This window comes from Candidatus Poriferisocius sp. (assembly GCF_965204015.1).
In the GTDB taxonomy this organism is placed as follows: domain Bacteria; phylum Actinomycetota; class Acidimicrobiia; order Acidimicrobiales; family Bin134; genus Poriferisocius.
On sequence record NZ_OZ241965.1, the window covers coordinates 2258191 to 2280742 of the forward strand.

Consider the following 22552-nt stretch of genomic DNA (forward strand, 5'->3'; position numbering starts at 1 on the left):
GTGCCGCCTCCGTGGTCAGCGCTCCCAGCGGGAGAGGCCGAAGCGGTAGCCGACGGATCTCACGGTGGTGATGAGGCCGGCGTGCTCTTCGCCCAGCTTGGCCCGCAGGCGGCGCACGTGGACGTCCACGGTGCGGGCGCCGCCGAAGTAGTCGTAGCCCCACACCCGGCTGAGCAGGGTTTCCCGGGTGAACACCTTTCCCGGCGAGCCGGCCAGGAACTTCAACAGCTCGTACTCCATATAGGTGAGGTCTAAGGGGCGGCCAGCAATGGTGGCTTGATACGTCTCCACGTTCAGCACCAGCGGGCCGTACTCGATGAGCTCGGGGCGCAGGGTGGTGCCCGACCGCCACACCAGATGGGCTAGGCGGGCCTCCAGCTCTCGTTGGTGGAACGGGGTGAGGCAGAAATCGGCGTAGAGGTCGTCGCGCATTTCCAGCTCGTCTAGGTGAGTGCCAGAGACCAGCAGCAGCACGGGTATGTCGAGGCCCCGCCGACTCAGAGCCCGACAGAATCCGAAGGCATCCTCGGGGTTCTCGTTCACGGCCACCACCGCTCCCAGCCACCGGCCCTCCGGCTCTTGGGCATTGCCCACCGCCTTCCAGTTGTAGCCCCCCAAATCAAGCGTGCGCACCAGCTCGGGCGGCGGCGGGTCGGGATAGACGAGCAGCGGTTCGCTCACGGCGACTACCAGGTGTTCAGGTACCGGCGGAGCTCGAAGGGCGTGACCTCCCGGCGGTATTCGGCAAACTCGGCCCGTTTGTTGCGCAGGAACCATTCGTGGATGTGCTCGCCCAGCACCTCGGTCATCAAGGGCGACTCCTCCAGCACGTCCAGCGCCTCCGACAGCGACATGGGCAGCTCCTCGAAGCCCTTGGCCCGGGCTTGGCCCCTCGACATGGTGTAGAGGTCGGCGGCCGCCTCGTCGGGCAGCTCATAGCCCTCCTGCACACCCTTCAGCCCGGCGGCCAGCACCGCGGAGAACGCCAAGTAGGGGTTGGCCGCCGAATCGAGCGCCCGGTATTCGACTCGGGTAGACGACTCCTTGCCCGGCTTCACCACCGGCACCCGCACCAGCGCGGAGCGGTTGTTGCGGGCCCACGACACGAAAGTAGGGGCCTCGTCGCCAGCCACCAACCGCTTGTAGCTGTTCACGAGCTGGTTGGTGATCGCGGTGATCTCCCGGGCGTGGCGTAAAAGCCCGGCGATGAAGGCCTTGGCCGTTTTCGACAGCCCGTACTCGTCTCCCGCGTCGTGAAAGGCGTTCACGTCGTTCTCGAACAGCGACATGTGGGTGTGCATGCCCGATCCCTGCACGCCGTTCAGCGGCTTGGGCATGAACGTGGCGTGCAGGTCGCGATCGAGAGCCAGCTTTCGCACCACCAGCCTCAGCGTCATCACGTTGTCGGCCATGCTCAGCGCCTCGGTGTAGCGCAGGTCAATCTCGTGCTGGCTGGGGCTGTCCTCGTGAAAGGAGTACTCCACCGGGATGCCCATGGCCTCCAACATGGTGATGGTGCGCTTGCGCAGCGGGCTGGCCACATCGGCGGTGGTCAGGTCGAAGTAGGAGGCGTTGTCCAGCGGCGCCAACGGCTGTTCGGGGTCGCCATGGCGGAAGTAGAAGAACTCCACCTCGGGGGCGGTGTAGAACGTGTAGCCCATCTCGGCCGCCTTGGCCAGACTGCGGCGCATCACCCAGCGGGGATCGCCCTCGAAGGGCGTACCGTCGGGATTGCGGATGTCGCAGAAGATGCGCCCGGAAGGCTCTTCGGGGTCGGCCCACGGCAGCAGCTCGAACGTGGCCGCGTCGGGCACGGCCAAAACGTCGCTCTCCTGCACCCGGGAGAAGCCGTCGATGGCCGAGCCGTCGAATTGCAGCCCCTCGTCGAAAGCATCGGCCAGCTCTGCCGGGGAAATGGCCACCGACTTGAGCTGACCCAGCACGTCGGTGAACCAGAGCCGGATGAGCCGCACCCCCCGCTCCTCAACGGTGCGAAGTACGTAGTCCTTCTGCGGTTCCATAGGAGACCACTAGAGTGCCCCGCCACCGGTTGTCAGCGCCAGCCCGCAACTGGCGTTCACAAACCTTTCACAATCGGGAAAATCTTTGGAAACTCGGCTTTGGCACGATGCGAAGTGCCCTTGTCGCTTGTGGGAAAGTAAGGGCGCGAAATAAGGAGGAACCCACTGTGTCAACTCCCCAAGAAGTCATTGCCCTGGCCGCGTCCGAAGGTGCGGAGTTCGTGGATATGCGATTCACCGATGTCCCCGGTGTGCAGCACCACTTCTCGCTTCCCATTCGCGAGCTGACCGAAGCGGTGTTCGAGGAAGGCCTCGGATTCGACGGTTCGTCAGTGAGCGGATTCCAGACCATCGATGCTTCCGACATGCTCCTGATCCCCGATCCCGATACGGCGATCTTCGATCCGTTCACCAAGCGCAAGACTCTGGCGCTGCTGTGCGACGTGAAGGACCCCGTTACCGGCGAGATGTACGGCAAGGACCCCCGTGGCGTGGTGCGCCGCTCGCTGTCGTACCTGGCCAGCACCGGCATCGCCGATGCTGCTTACTTCGGGCCAGAGGCCGAGTTCTTCATCTTCGACAGCGTGGCCTTCCAGAATCAGCCTGATGTGTCCGGCTATCAGATCCGCTCGGTTGAGGGCATCTTCGAAAGCGGTCGCCCCTCGGTGAACGGCGCGCCCAGCCCCGGCCACCGCATCCCCTACAAGGGGGGGTATTTCCCGCTGGCGCCCATGGACACCTTCCAGGATCTCCGCTCGGAGATGGTGGTGGCCCTCGAATCGGTGGGAATCCCCATCGAGGTGCAGCACCACGAGGTGGGCACTGCGGGCCAGGCCGAGATCGACATGGTGTTCGACGAGATGCTGGCCATGGCCGACAAGGTGCAGCTCTACAAGTACGTGGTGAAGAACGTGGCCCGCGAGCACGGTCGCACCGTCACGTTCATGCCCAAGCCCATCTACGGCGACAACGGCTCGGGTATGCACACCCACCAGTCGCTGTGGATGGACGGCGACACCCTGATGTACGACGAGCGGGGGTATGCCGGTCTGTCCGACCTCGCCCGCTGGTACATCGGCGGCCTTTTGGCCCACGCCCCGGCGATCCTGGCTTTTGCCGCCCCCACCACCAACTCCTACAAGCGCCTGGTGCCCGGCTACGAGGCCCCGGTGAACTTGGCCTACTCCCAGCGGAACCGGTCGGCGGCCATCCGCATTCCGCTGATCTCCGACAACCCCAAGGCCAAGCGCCTGGAGTTCCGGTGCCCCGACCCCAGCGCCAACCCCTACCTGGCGTTCGCCGCCATGTTGATGGCCGGCATCGACGGCATCCAGAACCAGATGGATCCAGGCGACCCGCTGGACAAGAACATCTACGACCTGCCCCCCGAGGAGGCCGCGGGCATCGAGACCGTGCCCGGCTCCCTGGCCGAGGCTCTGGCCGCCCTGGAGGCCGACCACGACTTCCTCCTGGCTGGCGACGTGTTCAACACCTCGCTGATCGAGTCGTACCTGGAGGTCAAGCAGGAAGAGGTGGATGCGGTCAACCTGCGGCCCCATCCCCTCGAGTACGAGATGTACTACTCCGTCTGATTCCTTAGGGCTGCGGCCCCTCAACAACTCACCACTAGCCTGTTCTCGTGGCCAAGCTGCGAGTGGCCCTGTGCCAGATCAACTCAGTGGTTGGCGACATCGACGCCAACACCAAGCGAATTCTCGCCGCGCTGGCTGCCGCGGAGGAGGCTGGATGCCACGCTGCGGTCTTCCCCGAGCTGGCCGTCACCGGGTATCCCCCGGAGGACTTGGTGCTCAAACGTCGGTTTGTGCACGACAGCCGCCGCGCGATGGAAGAGATCGCCGCCCGGTCGGGCTCGTGTACCGCCGTGGTGGGATTTGTGGACAGTGCTGACGGCTGCCAGAACGCGGCCGGTGTTGCCGCCAACGGCCAGCTTGCGGGGGTCTATCACAAGCGGGAATTGCCCAACTACGGGGTGTTCGACGAACGCCGCTACTTCCAGCCTGGCGCGGGCAAACCTGTGCTGCACGACGTGGCCGGCGTCGCCGTGGGCGTCTCCATCTGCGAGGACGCCTGGGTGTCAGGCGGGCCGATGAGCCAGATGGCCGCGGCAGGAGCCGAGGTTTTGTTCAACCTGAATGCCTCGCCCTACCACGTCGGCAAGCTGGATCAGCGCCTAAGCGTCCTCCGCCAGCGGGTCGCAGAAACCGGGGGCGCCATCGTCTACGCCAACTTGGTGGGAGGCCAAGACGAGCTGGTCTTCGACGGCGCCTCGCTGGTGCTCGACCCCGACGGCCGCGTCGTTGCCCAAGCACCCCTCTTTCGCGAGCACCTGCTGATCGCCGAGGTAGAGGTGGCCGACCGGCCCGAGCTGTCGTCCCCACCGGCAATCCCCCAGGAGATCAATCAAATGGATCCCGGATTGGGCGAGCTCGACGAGCAGTACGAAGCCCTGGTGCTGGCCACCCGGGACTACGTTCACAAGAACGGCTTCACCGATGTCGGCGTCGGTGTATCGGGGGGAATCGACTCCTCACTGGTGGCGGTCATCGCCACCGACGCCCTCGGTGCCGACCATGTCCACGGCGTGCTGATGCCCTCCCGCTATTCCAGCGATCACTCGGTGGCCGATGCCGAAGCCCTGTGCCGGAACCTGGGCATCGACCACCGGATCATCCCGGTGGAACCCGGCCATCAGGCCTTCTTGGACATGCTGGCCCCGTCGTTCGACGGCCTAGACCCCGACCTGGCCGAGGAAAACGTGCAGTCCCGTATACGGGGGACGCTGCTCATGGCCCTGTCCAACAAATTCGGCTGGCTCATCTTGACCACCGGAAACAAGAGCGAGAGTGCGGTGGGCTATTCCACGCTGTACGGCGACACCGCGGGGGCCTACGCCGTGATCAAAGACCTGTGGAAGCTCCAGGTGTACGCCTTTGCCCGCTACCGCAACCAGCGGGCCGGTCGCGACCTGATACCCGAGAATGTGCTGGTTAAGCCTCCGTCGGCTGAGCTGCGCCCCGACCAGCGAGACGACCAGAGCCTGCCCCCCTACGACGTGCTCGATCCGCTGCTCGAGGCCTATGTGGAGGGCGACCTCACCCCCGCCGACTTGGGTTCCCTGGGCTATGACCCCGAACTGGTGAACCGCATCACCAGCTTGGTGGACCGGGCCGAGTACAAGCGCCGCCAGAATCCCCCCGGCGTGCGCATCACCGCCAAGGCCTTCGGCCGCGACCGCCGCCTGCCCATCACCAACCGATATCGGGGTGGGGGCTGAGGATGGAAATCGAGCGGTTGGCCGACGCCTGCGGCGGTTTGGTCTGGATCTCTGAGCGGCTATTCCAGATCGAAGGCCGCCTGGCGTCCGACTCAGCCGAGGGCGAACCTTTGGACGCCCGCACCCGCACACTTCTGGCCCGCTCCAGCCGTCGCCATGGACAGCATGCCCAGTGGTGGCGGACCGCACTGCCCGACTCGCCGGCGCTGGCCGGGGCCAAACGAGTTGAGTGTCCCACCGAAGCATGGGAGCACTTGCTGGGCTATATCGAAGATGCGGCGCCCGCCGACGCGGTTGCCGCCCTCTACGAAGTAGCTGTACCCCAGTTGGCTCTTGTTATCGAGCATTTGGGCCACGAATTGTCGCCGGTAAGCGACGGAGTGGTGATCCGCACCGCCCGCATGGTGGCCGCCGATCTTGCCGAGGAGCAAGACGATGCGAAGGACGTGTGGAATCCCCCGAATTTCCCCTCTGACGGAGGCATCGAAGAGCTCATCATCGGCTTTGCCGACGACTATCGCGAAAAAAGATGGCCTCCGCTGGTGACGCATCCGCGATGAAGCGGGTATCGTTATTGGCTAACAGTTGTCCGTGTCTCTGCCTGGTCAGTGTCGACCGGTTCGAAAGCGACGCTGGTAGCCCACAAATTGCTGGGCCCAGGACTATCGGGCCAGAACTATCGGAAAGGTGTGACTGTGCCGAAAGAGCGTGTAGAGCGAGACGACGAAGATCTCGTCCGCCTCTATCTGACCGACATCGGCCAATACCCCCTGCTCACCAAAGACGACGAGGTTGAGCTGGCCCAGAAAATCGAGGAGGGCAACGAAGCACAGGCTCTCCTAGACGGTGACAAGCAGTGCGAGCCCGGGAGCTCCGACCGCCTGTCGCCCGCCCGGCGCCGCATCTTGCGCCGCCAAGTCAAGGTAGGCGAGGCGGCCGAGCGCCGATTCGTGCAGTCCAACCTCCGTCTGGTGGTGTCCATCGCCAAGAAGTACCAGGCTTCCGGCCTTCCCCTTTTGGACCTGATCCAAGAGGGCAACCTCGGGCTGATGCACGCAGTGGAGAAGTTCGACTGGCGCAAAGGCTTCAAGTTCTCCACCTACGCCACCTGGTGGATCCGCCAGGCCATCACCCGAGGCATCGCCAACACCGGTCGCACCATTCGCCTGCCGGTCCACGCCGGCGACACCTTGGCCCGCCTCCAGAAGGCCCGGGCCAACCTGGAGAAGAAGCTGGGTCGCCCGGCCACCCTGGCCGAACTGGCTGTGGAGGTGGATCTCTCCGAGGACAAGGTCACCGAGGCCCTGCGCTTCGCTGCCGAGCCGCTGTCGCTCAGCGAGCCCTTGCGGGAGGACGGCGACGCCGAGCTGGGCGACGTGGTGGAAGACCGCTCCGCCGAGTCCCCCTTCGAGGTGGCCGCCACTGCGCTCTTGCCTGAGGAGATCACTCGCCTGCTCGGCCCCCTCGACGAGCGTGAGCGCGAGATCCTCAAGCTCCGCTTCGGCCTCGACCGCGGCGAGCCCCGCACCCTCGAAGAAGTCGGCGAGCACTTCAACCTCACCCGTGAGCGCATCCGCCAAATCGAAGCCCGAGCCATGTCCAAACTCCGCCACCCCAGCAGCGACACCGGCGCCCGCGACCTCCTAGCAGTCTAAAAGCCCCGTCAGCCGTATACGCGCTTAGCGGAGGTGGACGGGAATCGAACCCGCCGGACGGGGATCGCCCGTCCCACCCGCTTTGAAGGCGGGGGAGCCCACCAGGTACTCAGACACCTCCCAGGAAGAGGTCAGCCTACTGCCGTACTCTCCGGCTCGCCCACGCCGCTCATGAGCAAACCCACTTGCTCGATGGTGGCGTCTTTGCGGTCCGCCCGGCCCATTACCGAGCCTTCGTACATCACCACCAGCCGGTCGGAGAGCGCCATGACCTCGTCCAAGTCCTCGCTGATCAACAAAATGGCCTTGCCCTGAGACCGCTGGAGAAGCAGCTGCTCGTGGATGTACTCGGCCGCGCCGATGTCGATGCCCCGGGTGGGCTGGGCCACCAAGAGCACCTCGGCGTTGCCGCTGAACTCTCGGGCGATCACCACCTTTTGGATGTTGCCCCCCGAGAGCTTGCGGGTGAGGGTGCCGGTGTTGGGGGTGCGGATGGAGTAGTCGCTCACCAGCTGCTTGCCGCGGGTCTCGATGGAACTGAGGCTCAACAGTCCGCCGCGCGCGTACGGCGACTGGTCGTAGTTTGTCAAGATCAGGTTCTCGGCCACGGTGAAGTCACCGATGCTGCCGTACTTCATGCGCTCTTCGGGCACATAGGCCAAGCCCATCGATCGCACCTGTTTGGGGGTGGGGGTCTTCACCGGATGGCCGTCGATAGAGACTTCGCCCGACTCGATCTCCCGCAATCCCACGATGGCCTCGGCCAGTTCTCGCTGGCCGTTGCCCGAAACGCCCACGATGCCCACGATCTCGCCGGCTTGCACGTCGATGTTCACGTCGTGCACGGCCAGCTCGTCGCGGTCGCCGCGGACCCGCAGGTTGGTCACCTCCAACATGGGCTCGCCGGGGGACTGCTCGGCCAGGGTGCGGGTGAACTCCACCGGGCGTCCCACCATCATCATGGCCAGCGATTCCCGATTGGACTCGCCTGGAGTGGTGCGTCCCGACACCCGGCCGTCTCGCAGCACGGTGATCTCATCGGAGATCTCCATCACCTCGTTCAGCTTGTGGGAGATGAACACCAGTCCCCGGCCGTCGGCAGTCAGCTGCCGAAGGGTGACGAACAGATCAGTGACCTCCGGTGGAGTCAGCACCGCGGTGGGCTCGTCTAGCACCAGCAGCTTCACATTGCGGTACAACGCTTTGACGATCTCGGCCCGCTGCCGCTCTCCCACCGCCATCTGCCAGATATAGGCGTCGGGGTCGACGTGCAAGCCGTACTCTTCGGAGACTTCTCTGACCCGTCGCCGGATGGGCGACAAGTTGGTCAGTCCGAGGGGCTTGCCCAGCCCCAAAGCGACGTTTTCCGCCACAGTCAAGGTGTCCACCAACATGAAGTGCTGGTGGATCATGCCGATGCCGGTTTGAATCGCCACCGCCGGTGAATCGATGTCCACCGGTGTGCCCTCGAAGGTGATCGACCCCTCATCAGGCTGGTAGAGCCCGTAGAGGATCTTGACCAGCGTGCTCTTACCTGCCCCGTTCTCTCCGAGAAGGGTGTGAACCTGACCCGGCAGCACCGTGAAGTCGACGTCTTCGTTGGCCACGACACCGGGGAAGCGCTTGGTGATCCCGCGCATCTCCAGCATGGGCACCGACATCGGCGCTGCCGAGTCAGAGTTCATATTTGACTATTCGGTTGAGCGTTACTGCCCGGTGGAGATTGATCCGTCGGACAGACCGTCAATGGTCGCCTGGGCCGAATCCAGCACCGCGGCGGGAATGTCCATGGCGTCGTTGAACTGGATCTCCAGTCCTCCACCTTCGAAGGTCATGATGAAGGTCGTGCCACCCAGGGTGCCGGACTTCACCTGGTTGACCACCTCAGACAAGATGACCTCCCAGCGATAGACCTGCGAGGCCACCACGATGTCTTCGCCGAGAGCGGTCTGGTTGGCTTGGGTGCCGAACCACAACACGCCGTTCTCCTGGGCAACACCGGTAGCGCCCACCACCATCTGGGCCGAACCAGTCAGCACATCTGCGCCTGCGGAGATGTGCGACTGGGCAGCTTCGGCGGCCAGTGCCACGTCGGCGAACGACCCGGTGTAGACGATGTTGACCTCGACGTCGGGATTCTGAGCCGTGGCGCCAGCCGCGAATCCGTCGACGTAGAGCTTGGCGTCGCCAACCTCGATAGGACCGATCACGCCTATCACGTTGCTCTCGGTGAGCTGTGCGGCAACCACACCGTTGACGTAGCCGCCGAGATCGGAGCGAACCGAGTAGGAGTTCACGTTGGGAATACCGAAGGTGTCAACCGCAGTGCCCCAGGCGAACGATACGTCGGGGAAGTCTGGGGCGATCTCCTGGAGCGGGCCGCCGTACTGGGAGCCGTGAGCGATCACCAGGTCGTAGCCGTCCTCGGCATAACCCCGGATGGCGGCGCCCGCGTCCTCCACGATGAAGGTGCCGTCGGTGATGGCAACCTCACTGATGTGCCCGGCGTCAAGCAGGGCGTTCACCGCGTCGACCATGCTCTGCGTGAACGCCAGGTCGTTGCTGGCGCTCGGCGCTACCACCGCAACACGGAAGGGCACATCGGGTGCTGGCGCAGCCGCGGGCGTAACCATGAACTCGGTGGCGCTGCGGGCGTCGGCGAGCCAGCCGTCGACGGTGTCGCGGTTGTCGGCGATCCAGTCGGAGGCGTGGCGGTTCACGTCGTCGGTGGTGTTCTCGCCGCCGTCGTAGAGCACGTTCTGCAATGCGACGTCGACCACGCTGATCTGCACCACCTCGAACAGTCTCGCCGCCGAAGGATTGGCAGTGAGGAAGTCGTTGTTGGCCGTGACCTTGATGTCCGCGGAGTTGCGGAACAGCCAGCACGGATCGTTGGTGCACACATCGGTGCCCAAAGACGCCGGAGCATCCACCGCGAAGCCCGGGTTGTCGGTCGAGCCGTCGTGCACCTTGTCGGCCTCATGGGCCAGCCACATGGCATTCACACCCGGAATCAACTGGGTGACGTAGCCGCTCGGCGTCCACGTGTAGGCGATGAACGGCGTGCCGGACTCAGCCCGAGACACCGCCTCGGCGATCACCGCGTCGTAGCCGCCAGCCTCCAACTGCTCCACCTTGCCGCCGTACCCGGCCAGCTCGATCGTCTCGGCCAAAGCCACATAGCAGCCCCAACCCTCGATGCAGCCCAGGATCTGAAGGACCCCGTCACCGGGGTTCGGGTCGGTCGACTCATACAGCTCGAACAACGCGTCGTCGTTGACGATTTGATCGAACGTGGTGATCCCGTGCTCGTCCACCAGAGACTTGTTGGTCATCAACCCCTCAAGACCGCCGGCAAGCATCTCGCTGCCCACCACCGACACATGCTCGTTGACCAAAGACCCGTCGGGCATCTCACCGTTGAGGAACGGATCATGGTTCGGATACCACGAGTTGACCCAGAAATCGAACGCCCCTTCGGCCATGGCCACATACGCGTTCGCCGGCGCCAACTCCAGATCAGCCGGCTCGCTCACTTCATAGCCCAGCTCCTCCAACAGATGGTGATAGATGGCCGCCTGCATATAGCCCGTCGTCCAGTTCGCCCGAGCCATAGTCACACTCACACCCTCACCAGGCGTCATGTTCATCTCATCCGCCGCCGCCGGCTCATCATCAGCAGCCGGCGCATCATCCGGAGCCGGCGCATCATCAGCAGCCTGCGCATCATCCGCCGCCGGCGCCGCCCCCGGCTCATCATCGTCATCATTGCCGCAACCAGCGGCAACCAGTCCGAAGACCAGAAGAATGCTCAGCAAAACTCGCCAGAGATTTCGCTCTCTCATTGATTTCCCTCCAATTGAAGTCAAGCTTGGCCCGCCTCAGTGCGCGCCAACCCGCCTAGAGGTCACACCCTAAACCAAACCAGGCTTGAACGCTAGAGACTCTGAGAAGAATGAACCAGATTGATTCGGGGCCCGCCCTTTCGGGCGGACCCCGAACAACTTGTAGACGTTGCTCAGCTCAATCCGGAAACTCGCGGTGTCAGACCTAGAGGCAACCAGCCTTTGCGGTCAGCCCGCGGCCCGGGCCTCTGCGAGCCAGCCATCGACGAGGTCGCGGTTGTCGGCGATCCAGTCGGAGGCGTGGCGGTTCACGTCGTCGGTGGTGTCTTCGCCGCCGTCGTAGAGCACGTTCTGCAATGCGACGTCGACCACGCTGATCTGCACCAGCTCCAGCAGCTTGGCTGCCGCCGGGTTGGCTACCAGGAAGTCGTTGTTGGCCGTGACCTTGATGTCCGCGGAGTTGCGGAACAGCCAGCACGGATCGTTGGTGCACACATCGGTGCCCAAAGACGCCGGAGCATCCACCGCGAAGCCCGGGTTGTCGGTCGAGCCGTCGTGCACCTTGTCGGCCTCATGGGCCAGCCACATGGCGTTCACACCCGGAATGAGCTGGGTGACGTAGCCGCTGGGCGTCCAGGTGTAGGCGATGAACGGCGTGCCGGACTCGGCCCGAGACACCGCCTCGGCGATCACCGCGTCGTAGCCGCCGGCCTCCAACTGCTCCACCTTGCCGCCGTACCCGGCCAGCTCGATCGTCTCGGCCAAAGCCACATAGCAGCCCCAACCCTCGATGCAGCCCAGGATCTGAAGGACGCCGTCACCGGGGTTCGGGTCGGTCGACTCATACAGCTCGAACAACGCGTCGTCGTTGACGATTTGATCGAACGTGGTGATCCCGTGCTCGTCCACCAGAGACTTGTTGGTCATCAACCCCTCAAGACCGCCGGCGAGCATCTCCTGGCCCACCACCGACACATGCTCGTTGACGAGGGAGCCGTCGGGCATCTCACCGTTGAGGAACGGATCGTGGTTCGGATACCACGAGTTGACCCAGAAATCGAACGCGCTCTCGGCCATGGCCACATACGCGTTCGCCGGCGCCAACTCCAGATCAGCGGGCTCGCTCACGTCGTAGCCCAGCTCCTCCAACAGATGGTGATAGATGGCCGCCTGCATATAGCCCGTCGTCCAGTTCGCCCGAGCCTGAGTAACGCTGACGCCCTCACCGGGCATAGACATATCGTCCTCGACCGCAGGGACATCCGGAGCCGCCGGGAGGTCCACAGTTGTCGCACCTCGGGCGTCGGCGAGCCAGCCGTCGACGAGGTCCCGGTTGTCGGCGATCCAGTCGGAGGCGTGGCGGTTCACGTCGTCGGTGGTGTTCTCGCCGCCGTCGTAGAGCACGTTTTGCAATGCGACGTCGACCACGCTGATCTGCACCAGCTCGAACAGCCTCGCCGCTGCCGGGTTGGCTACCAGGAAGTCGTTGTTGGCCGTGACCTTGATGTCCGCGGAGTTGCGGAACAGCCAGCACGGATCGTTGGTGCACACATCGGTGCCCAAAGACGCCGGAGCAGTGACTGCGAACCCCGGGTTGTCGGTCGAGCCGTCGTGCACCTTGCCGGCCTCATGGGCCAGCCACATGGCGTTCACACCCGGGATCAACTGGGTGACGTAGCCGCTGGGCGTCCACGTGTAGGCGATGAACGGCGTGCCGCTCTCGGCCCGAGACACCGCCTCGGCGATCACCGCGTCGTAGCCGCCGGCCTCCAACTGCTCGGCCCGATCGCCATAGCCTGCCAACTCAAGCGTCTCGGCCAAGGCCACGTGGCAGCCCCAACCCTCGATGCAGCCCAGGATCTGAAGGACCCCGTCACCGGGGTTCGGGTCGGTCGACTCATACAGCTCGAACAACGCGTCGTCGTTCATGATCTGGTCGAACGTAGTGATCCCGTGCTCGTCCACCAGAGACTTGTTGGTCATCAGCCCCTCAAGACCGCCGGCAAGCATCTCCTGGCCCACCACCGATACATGCTGGTTCACCAAAGACCCGTCGGGCATCTCACCGTTGAGGAACGGATCATGGTTCGGATACCACGAGTTGACCCAGAAATCGAACGCCCCTTCGGCCATGGCCACATACGCGTTCGCCGGCGCCAACTCCAGATCAGCCGGCTCGCTCACGTCGTAGCCCAGCTCCTCCAACAGATGGTGATAGATGGCCGCCTGCATATAGCCCGTCGTCCAGTTCGCCCGAGCCATAGTCACACTCACACCCTCACCAGGCGTCATGTTCATCTCATCCGCCGGCGCCGGCTCATCATCAGCAGCCGGCGCATCATCCGGAGCCGGCGCATCATCAGCAGCCGGCGCATCATCCGCCGCCGGCGCCGCCCCCGGCTCATCATCATCGTCATTGCCGCAAGCAGCAACAACCAAAGCAAGCACTGCAAACAGCGCGAGCCAAACCTTCCAATGCTTCTTCACCAGCATTTTCCCTCCCCAAATTATTTTCTCCCGCCAAAGGAGAAACGCGCGAAGCTAGCAACCGAGACGCTAGTTGAATGGTTCCCAAGGCACAAGAGCCGCCCTGGTTCATTCGATGTCGGCCGTTGCTCCTTCCGGCACCGCTTCGGGCTCGTCGACGGCGACGTACACCTGAGACCGGTCGAACTCCGAAAGCACACTTGCCGTACTGGCCACGAGAAGGACTCCGGCAATCATGCATAGGAAAGAGCCGGCGCCGGTGTTTACCTGGGCGTCAGCAACCCTGATTGATGAAGCGATCCAAATGGTCGGAATCACTAAGAGCGCGACGCCAGTGCTGGCGACGATGGCATTCCAGCGCCATCGCCGGCGGTATTCGCTCCCAAACACACCTGATGCCGGCAGCGCAAAGGCGAGACCGAAGGCAGCGAGTCCAATGGCCAGATAGCCGTACCTGGTACCGCTGCCGGTAAAGCCATCGGTTATAACCTTGCCGGTCTGCTTGGCCTCATTGGCAATCCTGCTGATGTCTTGGGCCAGCTCGGCCGAACGGGATGGATCGTCACGGGCCTCTTGGCGCAGAGCCTCGATCTTCGCCTCTGCCACTGGATCGGGAATGATGCCTGCCCCGACACGGACGTCGAAGAGCCAGGCCGAGAATCCGCATATCACTACCAAGGCCACTACGACACCGGCTACGCCGATCTGACCGCGGGAGACTCCGGCCCGCAGGGGTCTGAGCGCTGTGTACGGAGCCCGCATGAGCCAAATCACCGCGCCGACTACCGCAATCGCAGCGCCCACCGCTGCTATCCACGGACCGATGCCTCCACTGTAGGAAGCGTTGGCCCTCGCGGCCGGCGTCCAAAGGTAGGCGACGGCCGCGGCCAACATTCCGAAGGCCAATGCCGACATACCGCTGGACCTGAAGAGGCGGGGTCCTCGACCCGGCCGTCTCAAGTTGTGCACCACAGTCGCGATGATCAAGAGCGCGAAGCCGAGGACGGCTATGCCGTAGAACGACCCCCCAGACGCGCTGAGGCCATTGAAGTCACGCCCCGCCAGAGAATTCGAGAGCCGGGCAATCTCATCGTCCAGGTCGGCAACAGCGGCCGCGGCCTCCTCGTTAGCGAGACCTTCCGATCCGGCGGCGGCCAGCACGGCCACCCGTTGGTTCTCCAGCTGTGCGATTTCCGCTGCGTGTTCAGCCGGCGGGCTGGCGCTGGCCGGTTGGAGCTCAACTTCACCGGGCGATCCCACCGGATCAACTTCGACGTACTCCCAGCGTCCCGTGTCCACCAGGCGGGAGTAGCCGGAGATCTTGCCCGAGTCGTGCCCCCAAGGCAGGAATACGGCAATGATGGCGATAATCGCCCCAGCAGCTGCGATGGTCAGACCGCGGCGCTCGGCTGCGGATACCGGAGTGGGCTGGCCCCGCGTCTTGGCCACCGCGCCGATGACCGCTGCTTGCGGCAGCAGCGACTCGGGATCCTGGCGATGGGCCCAAGCTCGGCGAACACGTGTGAACAGGTTCTCGGGATCGCTGTCTTCGGACTGCGAAATGCGGTCTAGCACCAAAGCCACGATGTACAGAGCCAAGCCGGCAGAGGCACCTCCGGCGACATCGAGATTCTGGACGGCCCGAAATACCAGCAAACCGAGCCCGCCAGCACCCATGATGGCGGCGATTCCCAACATAGAGATGGACAACAGCAGCGTCTGGTTGAGCCCGGTCATCACCGCGGGTCGGGCCAGCGGAAGCTGAACGTCGGCTAGTACCCGCCACTCGGGCGCCCCGTAGGCCCGACTCGCCTCCACTACATCCTCGGGCACTTGGCGGATGCCGAGATTGGTCAGGCGTATCAGCGGCGGCACCGCAAACACCATGGTGACCATCGTGGCCGGCACGAGGCCGAGGCTGAAGAAGAAAATAACCGGCAACATGTAGACGAACGGGTGAACCACCTGCATCGCGTCCAACACGGGGCGAACTGAGTTCCACACACCGTCGATGCGCCCGCTGAGAATGCCAATCGGAATGCCGATTAAGGCGCAGAGCACGACCGCAACGACGATCATGCCCACGGTAAGTGCGGTTTCCTCCCAGTACTCGCCGCCCAGCAGGCCGCAGAGCGCCAAAAGCCCGGCAACGAATCCGCCGACTTTGACGTTGCGGAGCAGGGTTCCGAATACGAAGACGAGGGCGCACACGCCGATCCACGGCATGTCGGTGATCTGCCACCAGGGATAATGGCCGGGGCCATCCACGAAGTTGCGGAACAAGAAATCGAAGGGCCACTCAATGATTCTGAGCAGCCAGTCGAGGTTGAGCTTGATCCAATCGACCATTTGGTCGACCCATTCCCCGAAGGGCACCTCCCACTGATCGAGAACCTTGTTGTCGGCGATGCCGGGAGACTCGGACTGGGCTAGCAGGCTCACAGGAACACCTCTCTCTCGAAACCGTCAATGAGGTTCTCGACGCGGCCCATCTCCTCCATGATGTGGCGGGGGTCGAGGTTCCCAACCAGCACCCCCGATTCGTCGCACACCGCGATGGAAAGGCCCCGGCCAGCGGCGGCGTATACCTCATTGAGCCGGTCGTCGGGCCCACAGCGATCAAAGTCGGTGCGCAGGGCGGAACCCAGACTGGTGGTGCCCATGCTCGCGGCTCGGGCGGCGTCTTCAACGGTGAGCAGGTGCGTGGGCGCCCCGGCGGGATCCAGCACGAACGCACCGATGCGGTCGCCCATAGCGCTGAGGGCCTCGGCGATGGTGGCGGTCGCGGCAACCGGCGCCGGCTGCTGCATCACCTCGTGCACCTGGATGACCCGGCCCTGGTCGACGTCCTGCACGAACTCGGCCACGTACCCGGTGGCCGGCTCGGTGAGAATCTCCTCGGGCGTGCCGATCTGCACGACAGCCCCATCCTTCATGATGCACACCCGGTCGCCGATGCGCAGCGCTTCGTTGAGATCGTGGGTGATGAACAGGATGGTCTTTTGAAGTTCGCTCTGAATCTCCAATAATTCGTCTTGCATCTGGCGGCGGATCAGCGGGTCGAGGGCGCTGAAGGCCTCGTCCATCAGCAAGATCTCGGGGTCCGACGCCAGTGCTCGGGCCAGGCCCACCCGCTGCTGCATTCCGCCGGAGAGCTCCGACGGCATGTTCTGCGAATAGGCGTCGAGGCCCACCAGCGACAGCGCCCGCATGGCCGCTTCATTGCGGGCCGACTTGTCCACGCGCTGGACCTTGAGGCCATAGCTCACGTTGTCGATGACGTTGCGGTGCGGGAACAGCGCGAAGTGCTGGAAGACCATCCCCATCTGGCTCCGGCGGAAAGCCTGGAGCTCCGAGCCATCGAGGGTCTGCACGTCGGTGCCTTCTACCGTGACGGTGCCCGCAGTGATGTCGTGGAGCTTGTTGACGGTGCGGATGGCGGTGGACTTGCCCGACCCGGACAAGCCCATTACTACAAAAATCTCGCCCCTGGGCACCGAGAAGGACACGTCGTGCAGGCCCACCACGTGGCCGGTCTCGGCCTGAACTTCGTCTTTGCCCATCCCTGAGCTGGCCAGTTCGAAGGCTCGGCCCCGGGGCTGGGGACCGAAGATTTTGTAGACGCTGTCCAGCACGATGATGTCATCGCCCACCTGTGCCATAGGACTCCTCCCCCCGACGATGCCCGTTTACCGTAGTGGGTTGCACCAGACAGTGCCGCCAATCGGTTACGACGGCGAATGCGGGCGTCGACTAGCGGCGGCGGCGGAGTCGGCGGGCGTGGGCTTCGAGCTGCTTGCGCTGCTTGCGGGTGAGGCTATCGAGGCCTTGGCTGGACACTTGATCGAGTAGGGCGTCGATCTCGGGGGTGACGCTTTCGTCTCGTAGGGGGACCGCCCGGAGGTGGTCGCCCCTCCGGGACCGCCGACGAGACCTCGAGGGACGAGGATCGGTGGCACGCTGACCCGAAGCTGACGCCATCGATAGCTTCGGGACCCACGTCAGGTTGGCGGCGTAGCCTAATGCCCGAATGCCGAGAAGGGCCACGACCACGGTGCAAGCCAGAACTACCAGGGCAAACCAGTTCCGGTTGCTGGTGTATTGCAAGACATCAAGTCCGACTATTACCACCGCGATCACCCAGCCCGGGATGCCGGGCCAGAATCGGGCGTGGGAATACTGGGCGGCGAAAGACACCAAAACGCCGACCTCCACCATCCGCAGGCCGCCCACCCCACCACTTACCCCTGTTAGGGCTTCCAGAGCGGTGACGACAACGGCAGGAACGACGGTGAGGGCAACAAGGAAAAACGTGAACCTCCAGCGGCCAAGAAGCGCCTCCATCTGAGAGCCCAGCATGTAGAAGATGGCGAACAGAATGATCGTCCAGAAACTGATTTCGTTGGGAATGGGCCATGTGACCAGTCTCCAGACCTCCCCTTCCAGAACACTGCCAAGGGCCATGCCGCGAAAAGTGAGGTCCTCAGACAGCAACACCAAATTTCGATAGAGCGGTCCGTATTGACCCTCAGCCGCGGTGAAAATCATCGAGACCACGCCGAGGCCGACCACGAAAGCCGTGGTGGAGACGGCAAAGCCTCCGATGCGGAACCAAGGGTCGTCGCTGTAGCCGAAGCGCCGGGACGAATACATGGCTATTGGTGGCGCATGGCGTGGGCCATTTCGGCGTCGAAGTCGAAGGGGGGCAGCGGGCCGGTCTCGATGGTCAATGATGCCATGGCTTCGGGTGCTTCGAACGGCGGCTCATAGTCATCGCACACCGGGAAGGGCCGGCCGTAGCCCACCGTGAGGAAGGCGCCGTCGGGGGCCCAGTTGGTGGGCAACGGCACCGGTTGGGCCCCCTGACCGATCTCGGCGTCGTCAGCGGTGAGCGTCACCGTGAACAGCCCGCCGTCGGTCGGTTCTACCACCGCCCCCACGAAGCGGGCCCCGGTGGGGGCGGGGGCGGTGGCCCGGTATTCCCGACCGTGAACCACTGCCACCCAGCGAATCTCCCCATCGACCAAGAACAGCGCCCAGCCTGCGATCCAGTCGCCCTGCTCGCAGATCACTCCGGCGGCACCCTCGGGCAAGCCGTCGGGGAAGGCGGCCACGGCGCGGTAGCCGCCGAACTGGAGCGGCCCGGCCGCTTCGTGCACTTTGTCGCCGGGCACCAGCTCATAGCGGGACCGCATCGACATCCAGGGGGCATACATGTGGGCGATACGGTTGACCGCGGTGTCGTCGAGGGGCAGCACCCCGTTGCGGTCGGCCTCGGCGTTCCACAGCTCGATCATCTCGGCCAGCTTCTCGGGGTCGGATTCGGCCAGGTTGTGCGACTCGGTGGGATCGGCCACGGTGTCGAACAGCTCCCACTCGTCATCGGCGAAGTCGTGGCTGCCGATGATGGCGTCGCGCTCGGCGGCGGTGAGCTGGTTGACGTGGTTGGTGACCGCCTTCCATCCCAGGTGGTACATGGCCCGACTCCCCCAGCACTCGTAGTACTGGCTGGTGCGAGCGGCCTCGGGATCATCGTCTTCCAGGATTTGCCGCATGCTGACACCGTCGAACGACATCTGCTCCACTCCGCCGAATTCGGCCGGGGGCTGCACCCCGACCAAGTCCAGAATGGTGGGCATCACGTCGGTGACGTGGGAGTACTGGTGGCGCAGCTCGCCCCGCGCGTCGATCCCGCTGGGCCACGACAAAATCAGAGGGTCGCGCACGCCGCCCTCGAAGGTGTACCGCTTCCACCGCCTGAAGGGGGTGTTGCCGGCCAGCGCCCATCCCCAGGGGTAGTGCCCGGAGGAGCGGAACCCGCCCAGGTCGTCGTAATGGGCTAGCTCCAAGTTGAGATCGTCGGCCTCATCGCTGATGTAGTGGCGGATCTGGTTCCAGCTGCCGTTGGGACCGCCCTCGGCCGATGTCCCGTTGTCGGAGATCAGGGCCACCACGGTGTTGTCGGCCTCGCCGGTTGACTCCAAGTAGCGGAGCACCCGGCCGATGTGGTGGTCGGCGTGGCTCAAGAACCCGGCGTACACCTCCATCATGCGGGCATACAGCCGTTGGCGGTCGGGTTCGACTTCGTCCCAGGGCTCGATCCATTCGGGCCGCTCGGACAAATCCACATCGGGCGGGATGACCCCCATCTCCTTCTGGCGGGCCAGCACTTCTTCTCGCCACACGTCCCAGCCCCGGTCGAAGCGCCCGGCGTAGGGGTCGATCCACTCCGGGGGCGCCTGATGGGGGGCGTGGGGGGTGCCGGTGGCGTACCACATCATGAACGGACGATTGGGGTCAGCGAGCCGCAACCCCCGCAGGTAGTCGATGGCCTGATCGGCCAGGTCGGCATCGAGGTGATACCCCTCCTCGGGGGTGGCCGGAGGCTCGATGTAGGTCTGGTCGCGAATGAGCTGAGGGGTCCACTGGTTGGTCTCGCCGTTGAGAAATCCGTAGTAGTGGTCGAAGCCCACCCCGGTGGGCCAGGTGTTATACGGCCCGGCGGCTCGCTGGTCGCGGGGAGTGAGGTGCCACTTCCCCACCGCAAAGGTGGCCCAGCCCTCGGCGCCCAAGTATTGGGCCAGGGTGCCGGCCGAGTCGGGGATCTGGCCGTTGTAGCCGGGGAAGTTGATGGGCATGTCGGTGAGCATCCCCACCCCCACCCGGTGATGATTGCGCCCGGTGAGCAGACACGCTCGGGTGGGCGAGCACACCGCGGTGGTGTGGAAGTTGGTGAACCGCAACCCCCGGCCGGCCAAGCGATCCAGGTTGGGGGTGTCGATATCGGACCCGTAGCACCCGAGCTGGGCGAAGCCGAGATCGTCCAGCACGATCACCAGCACATTGGGGGCATCAGGATCGTAAGGCCGCGGCACCGGCGGCGACGTGGACTCGGCCAGGGTGAGCCCAATGCGATGTTCCGTCATGGAGTCAGAAGATAGGCGATGGCAACTCGGCTATTGGTGGCGCATGGCGTGGGCCAATTCGGCGTCGAAGTCGAACGGGGGCAGCGGGCCGGTCTCTATGACCAACGAAGCCAGAGCCTCAGGTACCTCAAACGGCGGCTGGTAGTCGTCACACACCGGGAAGGGGCGGCCGTAGCCCACGGTGAGGAAGGCGCTGTCGGGGGCCCAGGAGGTGGGCAGGGGCAACTGTTCGGCTCCCCGACCGATCTCGGCATCGTCGGCAGTGAGCGTGACCGTGAACAGGCCACTGTCGGCGGGGGACAATTCCGCTCCCAGAAAACGCGCCCCGATCGGGGCGGCGGCGGTAGCCCGGTATTCCCGACCGTGTACCACTGCCACCCAGCGGAGTTCCCCGTCGGCCAAGAAAAGCGCCCAGCCTGAGATCCAGTCGCCTTGCTCGCAGATAATTCCTTCAGCGCTCGCGGGCAACCCGCCGGGGAAGGCAGCCACGGCGCGGTAGCCGCCGAACTGCAACGGCCCGACGGTCTCATGCACTTTGTCGCCCGGCACCAGGTCGTAGCGGGGCCGCAGCGACATCCAGGGGGCATACATGTGGGCGATGCGGTTGACCTGGGTGTCGTCTAGGGGCAGCACGCCGTTGCGGTCGGCCTCGGCGTCCCACAACCCGATCATCTCGGCCAGCTTCTCGGGATGGGTTTCGGCCAGGTTGTTCGACTCGATGGGATCGGCCTCTGTGTCGAACAGCTCCCACTCGTCTTCCGCGAAATCGAGGCTGCCGACGATGGCGTCTCGGTCGGCGGCGGTGAGCTGGTTGACGTGGTTGGTGACCGCCTTCCAACCCTCGTGGTACATGGCCCGGCTGCCCCAGCACTCGTAGTACTGACTGGTGCGGGCGGCCTCGGGATCATCGGAGTCCACGATTGGGCGCATGCTGACACCGTCGAAGGACATCTGCTCCACCCCGCCGAATTCGGCCGGGGGCTGCACCCCGGCCAAATCCAAAATCGTGGGCATCACGTCGGTCACGTGGGAGTACTGATGGCGCAACTCGCCCCGGGCTGCGATCCCGGCCGGCCAAGTCAAGATCAATGGGTCGCGCACGCCGCCCTCAAAGGTGTATTTCTTCCACCGCCGGAAGGGGGTGTTGCCGGCCAGCGCCCAGCCCCACGGGTAGTGCCCACAGGAGCGGAACCCGCCCAAGTCGTCGAAGTGGGACATCTCCAGCTCCACGTCGTCTTCATCGTCGCTGATGACGTGTCGGAGCTGGTTCCAGGTGCCGTGGGGTCCCCCTTCGGCTGAGCCGCCGTTGTCGGAGATCAACGCCACCACGGTGTTGTCGGCCTCGCCGGTCGACTCCAAGTAGTCGAGCACCCGGCCCATGTGGTGATCGAAGTGGCTCAAGAACCCGGCGTACACCTCCATCATGCGGGCATACAGTCGCTGGCGGTCGGAGTCCACCTCAGCCCAGGCCTCAACCCACTCCGGCCGCTCCGACAAAGCGACATCACCGGCGATGACCCCCATCTCCTTCTGGCGGGCCAGCACTTCTTCTCGCCACACATCCCAGCCCCCGTCGAACCGCCCGGCGTAGCGATCGATCCACTCCGGCGGTGCGTGGTGGGGAGCATGGGGGGTGCCGGTGGCGTACCACATCAAGAACGGCCGATCGGGGTCGGCCAGTCGCAACTGCCGCAGGTAGTCGATGGCCTGATCGGCCAGATCGGCGTCGACGTGATATCCCTCCTCCGGGGAGGCCGGAGGCTCGATATAGGTCTGATCCCGGATGAGCTGCGGCGTCCACTGGTTGGTCTGCCCGTTGAGGAAGCCGTAGTAGTGGTCGAAGCCCATCCCGGTGGGCCAGGTGTGGTACGGACCGGCGGCTCGCTGGTCGCGGGGAGTGAGGTGCCACTTCCCCACCGCGTAGGTGGCCCAGCCCTCGGTGCCCAGGTATTGGGCCAGGGTCCCGGCCGAGTCGGGGAGCTGGCCGTTGTAGCCGGGGAAGTTGATGGGCAAGTCGGTTAGCATCCCCACTCCCACCCGGTGGTGATTGCGCCCGGTGAGCAGGCACGCTCGGGTGGGAGAGCAAATCGCAGTGGTGTGGAAGTTGGTGAACCGCAGACCCCGGGCCGCCAACCGGTCGAGGTTGGGGGTGTCGATGTCGGAGCCGTAGCACCCCAGCTGGGCGAAGCCGAGATCGTCCAGCACGATCACCAGCACATTGGGGGCATCAGGATCGTAAGGCCGCGGCACCGGCGGCGACGTGGATTCGGCCAGGGTGAGGCCGATACGGCGTTCCGTCATGGGGCCAGAAGATAGGGGATGG

General features: G+C 64.6%; 14 protein-coding genes and 1 tRNA gene. 4 read left to right on the plus strand and 11 right to left on the minus strand.

Features of this window, described 5'->3' with window-relative positions; all coding sequences use genetic code 11:
* Window positions 1-15: 15 nt before the first annotated feature.
* Window positions 16-681 (minus strand): response regulator transcription factor, encoded by a 666-nt coding sequence (locus tag ACOGJC_RS10065; protein ID WP_419844868.1) that lies wholly within the window; start codon window positions 679-681, stop codon window positions 16-18.
* A 5-nt stretch (window positions 682-686) separates the two neighbouring features.
* Window positions 687-2021: a type I glutamate--ammonia ligase gene (gene glnA, locus ACOGJC_RS10070; RefSeq protein ID WP_419844869.1), complete on the minus strand. Its 1335-nt coding sequence runs from the start codon at window positions 2019-2021 to the stop codon at window positions 687-689.
* A gap of 167 nt (window positions 2022-2188) precedes the next feature.
* On the opposite strand from glnA (ACOGJC_RS10070), the gene glnA (ACOGJC_RS10075) reads away from it, so the two are divergent.
* The 4 genes from glnA (ACOGJC_RS10075) to ACOGJC_RS10090 all read left to right on the plus strand — a co-directional run bounded on the left by glnA (ACOGJC_RS10075) (window position 2189) and on the right by ACOGJC_RS10090 (window position 6971).
* Window positions 2189-3613 (plus strand): type I glutamate--ammonia ligase, encoded by a 1425-nt coding sequence (gene glnA, locus ACOGJC_RS10075; protein WP_419844870.1) that lies wholly within the window; start codon window positions 2189-2191, stop codon window positions 3611-3613.
* 47 nt (window positions 3614-3660) lie between these two features.
* Complete coding sequence (locus ACOGJC_RS10080; RefSeq protein WP_419844871.1) at window positions 3661-5316, plus strand: NAD+ synthase; 1656 nt, start codon at window positions 3661-3663, stop codon at window positions 5314-5316.
* A 2-nt stretch (window positions 5317-5318) separates the two neighbouring features.
* Complete coding sequence (locus ACOGJC_RS10085; RefSeq protein ID WP_419844872.1) at window positions 5319-5876, plus strand: hypothetical protein; 558 nt, start codon at window positions 5319-5321, stop codon at window positions 5874-5876.
* 135 nt (window positions 5877-6011) lie between these two features.
* Window positions 6012-6971 carry a sigma-70 family RNA polymerase sigma factor gene (locus tag ACOGJC_RS10090; RefSeq protein ID WP_419844873.1) on the plus strand — a complete coding sequence of 320 codons (960 nt, stop codon included), beginning with the start codon at window positions 6012-6014 and terminating at the stop codon, window positions 6969-6971.
* A gap of 28 nt (window positions 6972-6999) precedes the next feature.
* Here ACOGJC_RS10090 and ACOGJC_RS10095 read toward each other — a convergent pair.
* From ACOGJC_RS10095 to ACOGJC_RS10135, 9 genes are all read right to left on the minus strand, one after another.
* Window positions 7000-7092: transfer RNA gene (locus ACOGJC_RS10095), tRNA-Sec, on the minus strand.
* A gap of 10 nt (window positions 7093-7102) precedes the next feature.
* Complete coding sequence (locus ACOGJC_RS10100; protein ID WP_419844874.1) at window positions 7103-8656, minus strand: ABC transporter ATP-binding protein; 1554 nt, start codon at window positions 8654-8656, stop codon at window positions 7103-7105.
* 21 nt (window positions 8657-8677) lie between these two features.
* Window positions 8678-10789, minus strand: a complete 2112-nt coding sequence (locus tag ACOGJC_RS10105; protein ID WP_419844875.1) for a BMP family ABC transporter substrate-binding protein — start codon at window positions 10787-10789, stop codon at window positions 8678-8680.
* Window positions 10790-11044: 255 nt separating this feature from the next.
* On the minus strand, window positions 11045-13303 hold the full coding sequence (locus ACOGJC_RS10110) for a glycine betaine ABC transporter substrate-binding protein (RefSeq protein WP_419844876.1): 2259 nt from the start codon (window positions 13301-13303) through the stop codon (window positions 11045-11047).
* Between the two features lie 108 nt (window positions 13304-13411).
* A complete protein-coding gene (locus tag ACOGJC_RS10115; RefSeq protein ID WP_419844877.1) occupies window positions 13412-15745 on the minus strand; it encodes an ABC transporter permease in 2334 nt (777 codons plus the stop codon).
* On the minus strand, window positions 15742-16965 hold the full coding sequence (locus ACOGJC_RS10120; RefSeq protein ID WP_419844878.1) for a quaternary amine ABC transporter ATP-binding protein: 1224 nt from the start codon (window positions 16963-16965) through the stop codon (window positions 15742-15744). Before ACOGJC_RS10120 ends, ACOGJC_RS10115 begins: the two co-directional genes overlap by 4 nt.
* A 91-nt stretch (window positions 16966-17056) precedes the next feature.
* Window positions 17057-17956, minus strand: a complete 900-nt coding sequence (locus ACOGJC_RS10125) for a DUF6576 domain-containing protein (RefSeq protein WP_419844879.1) — start codon at window positions 17954-17956, stop codon at window positions 17057-17059.
* Window positions 17957-17958: 2 nt separating this feature from the next.
* Complete coding sequence (locus ACOGJC_RS10130; protein WP_419844880.1) at window positions 17959-20229, minus strand: arylsulfatase; 2271 nt, start codon at window positions 20227-20229, stop codon at window positions 17959-17961.
* 30 nt (window positions 20230-20259) lie between these two features.
* Window positions 20260-22530, minus strand: coding sequence for an arylsulfatase (locus tag ACOGJC_RS10135; protein ID WP_419844881.1), 2271 nt, complete (start codon window positions 22528-22530; stop codon window positions 20260-20262).
* Between the last annotated feature and the right edge of the window lie 22 nt (window positions 22531-22552).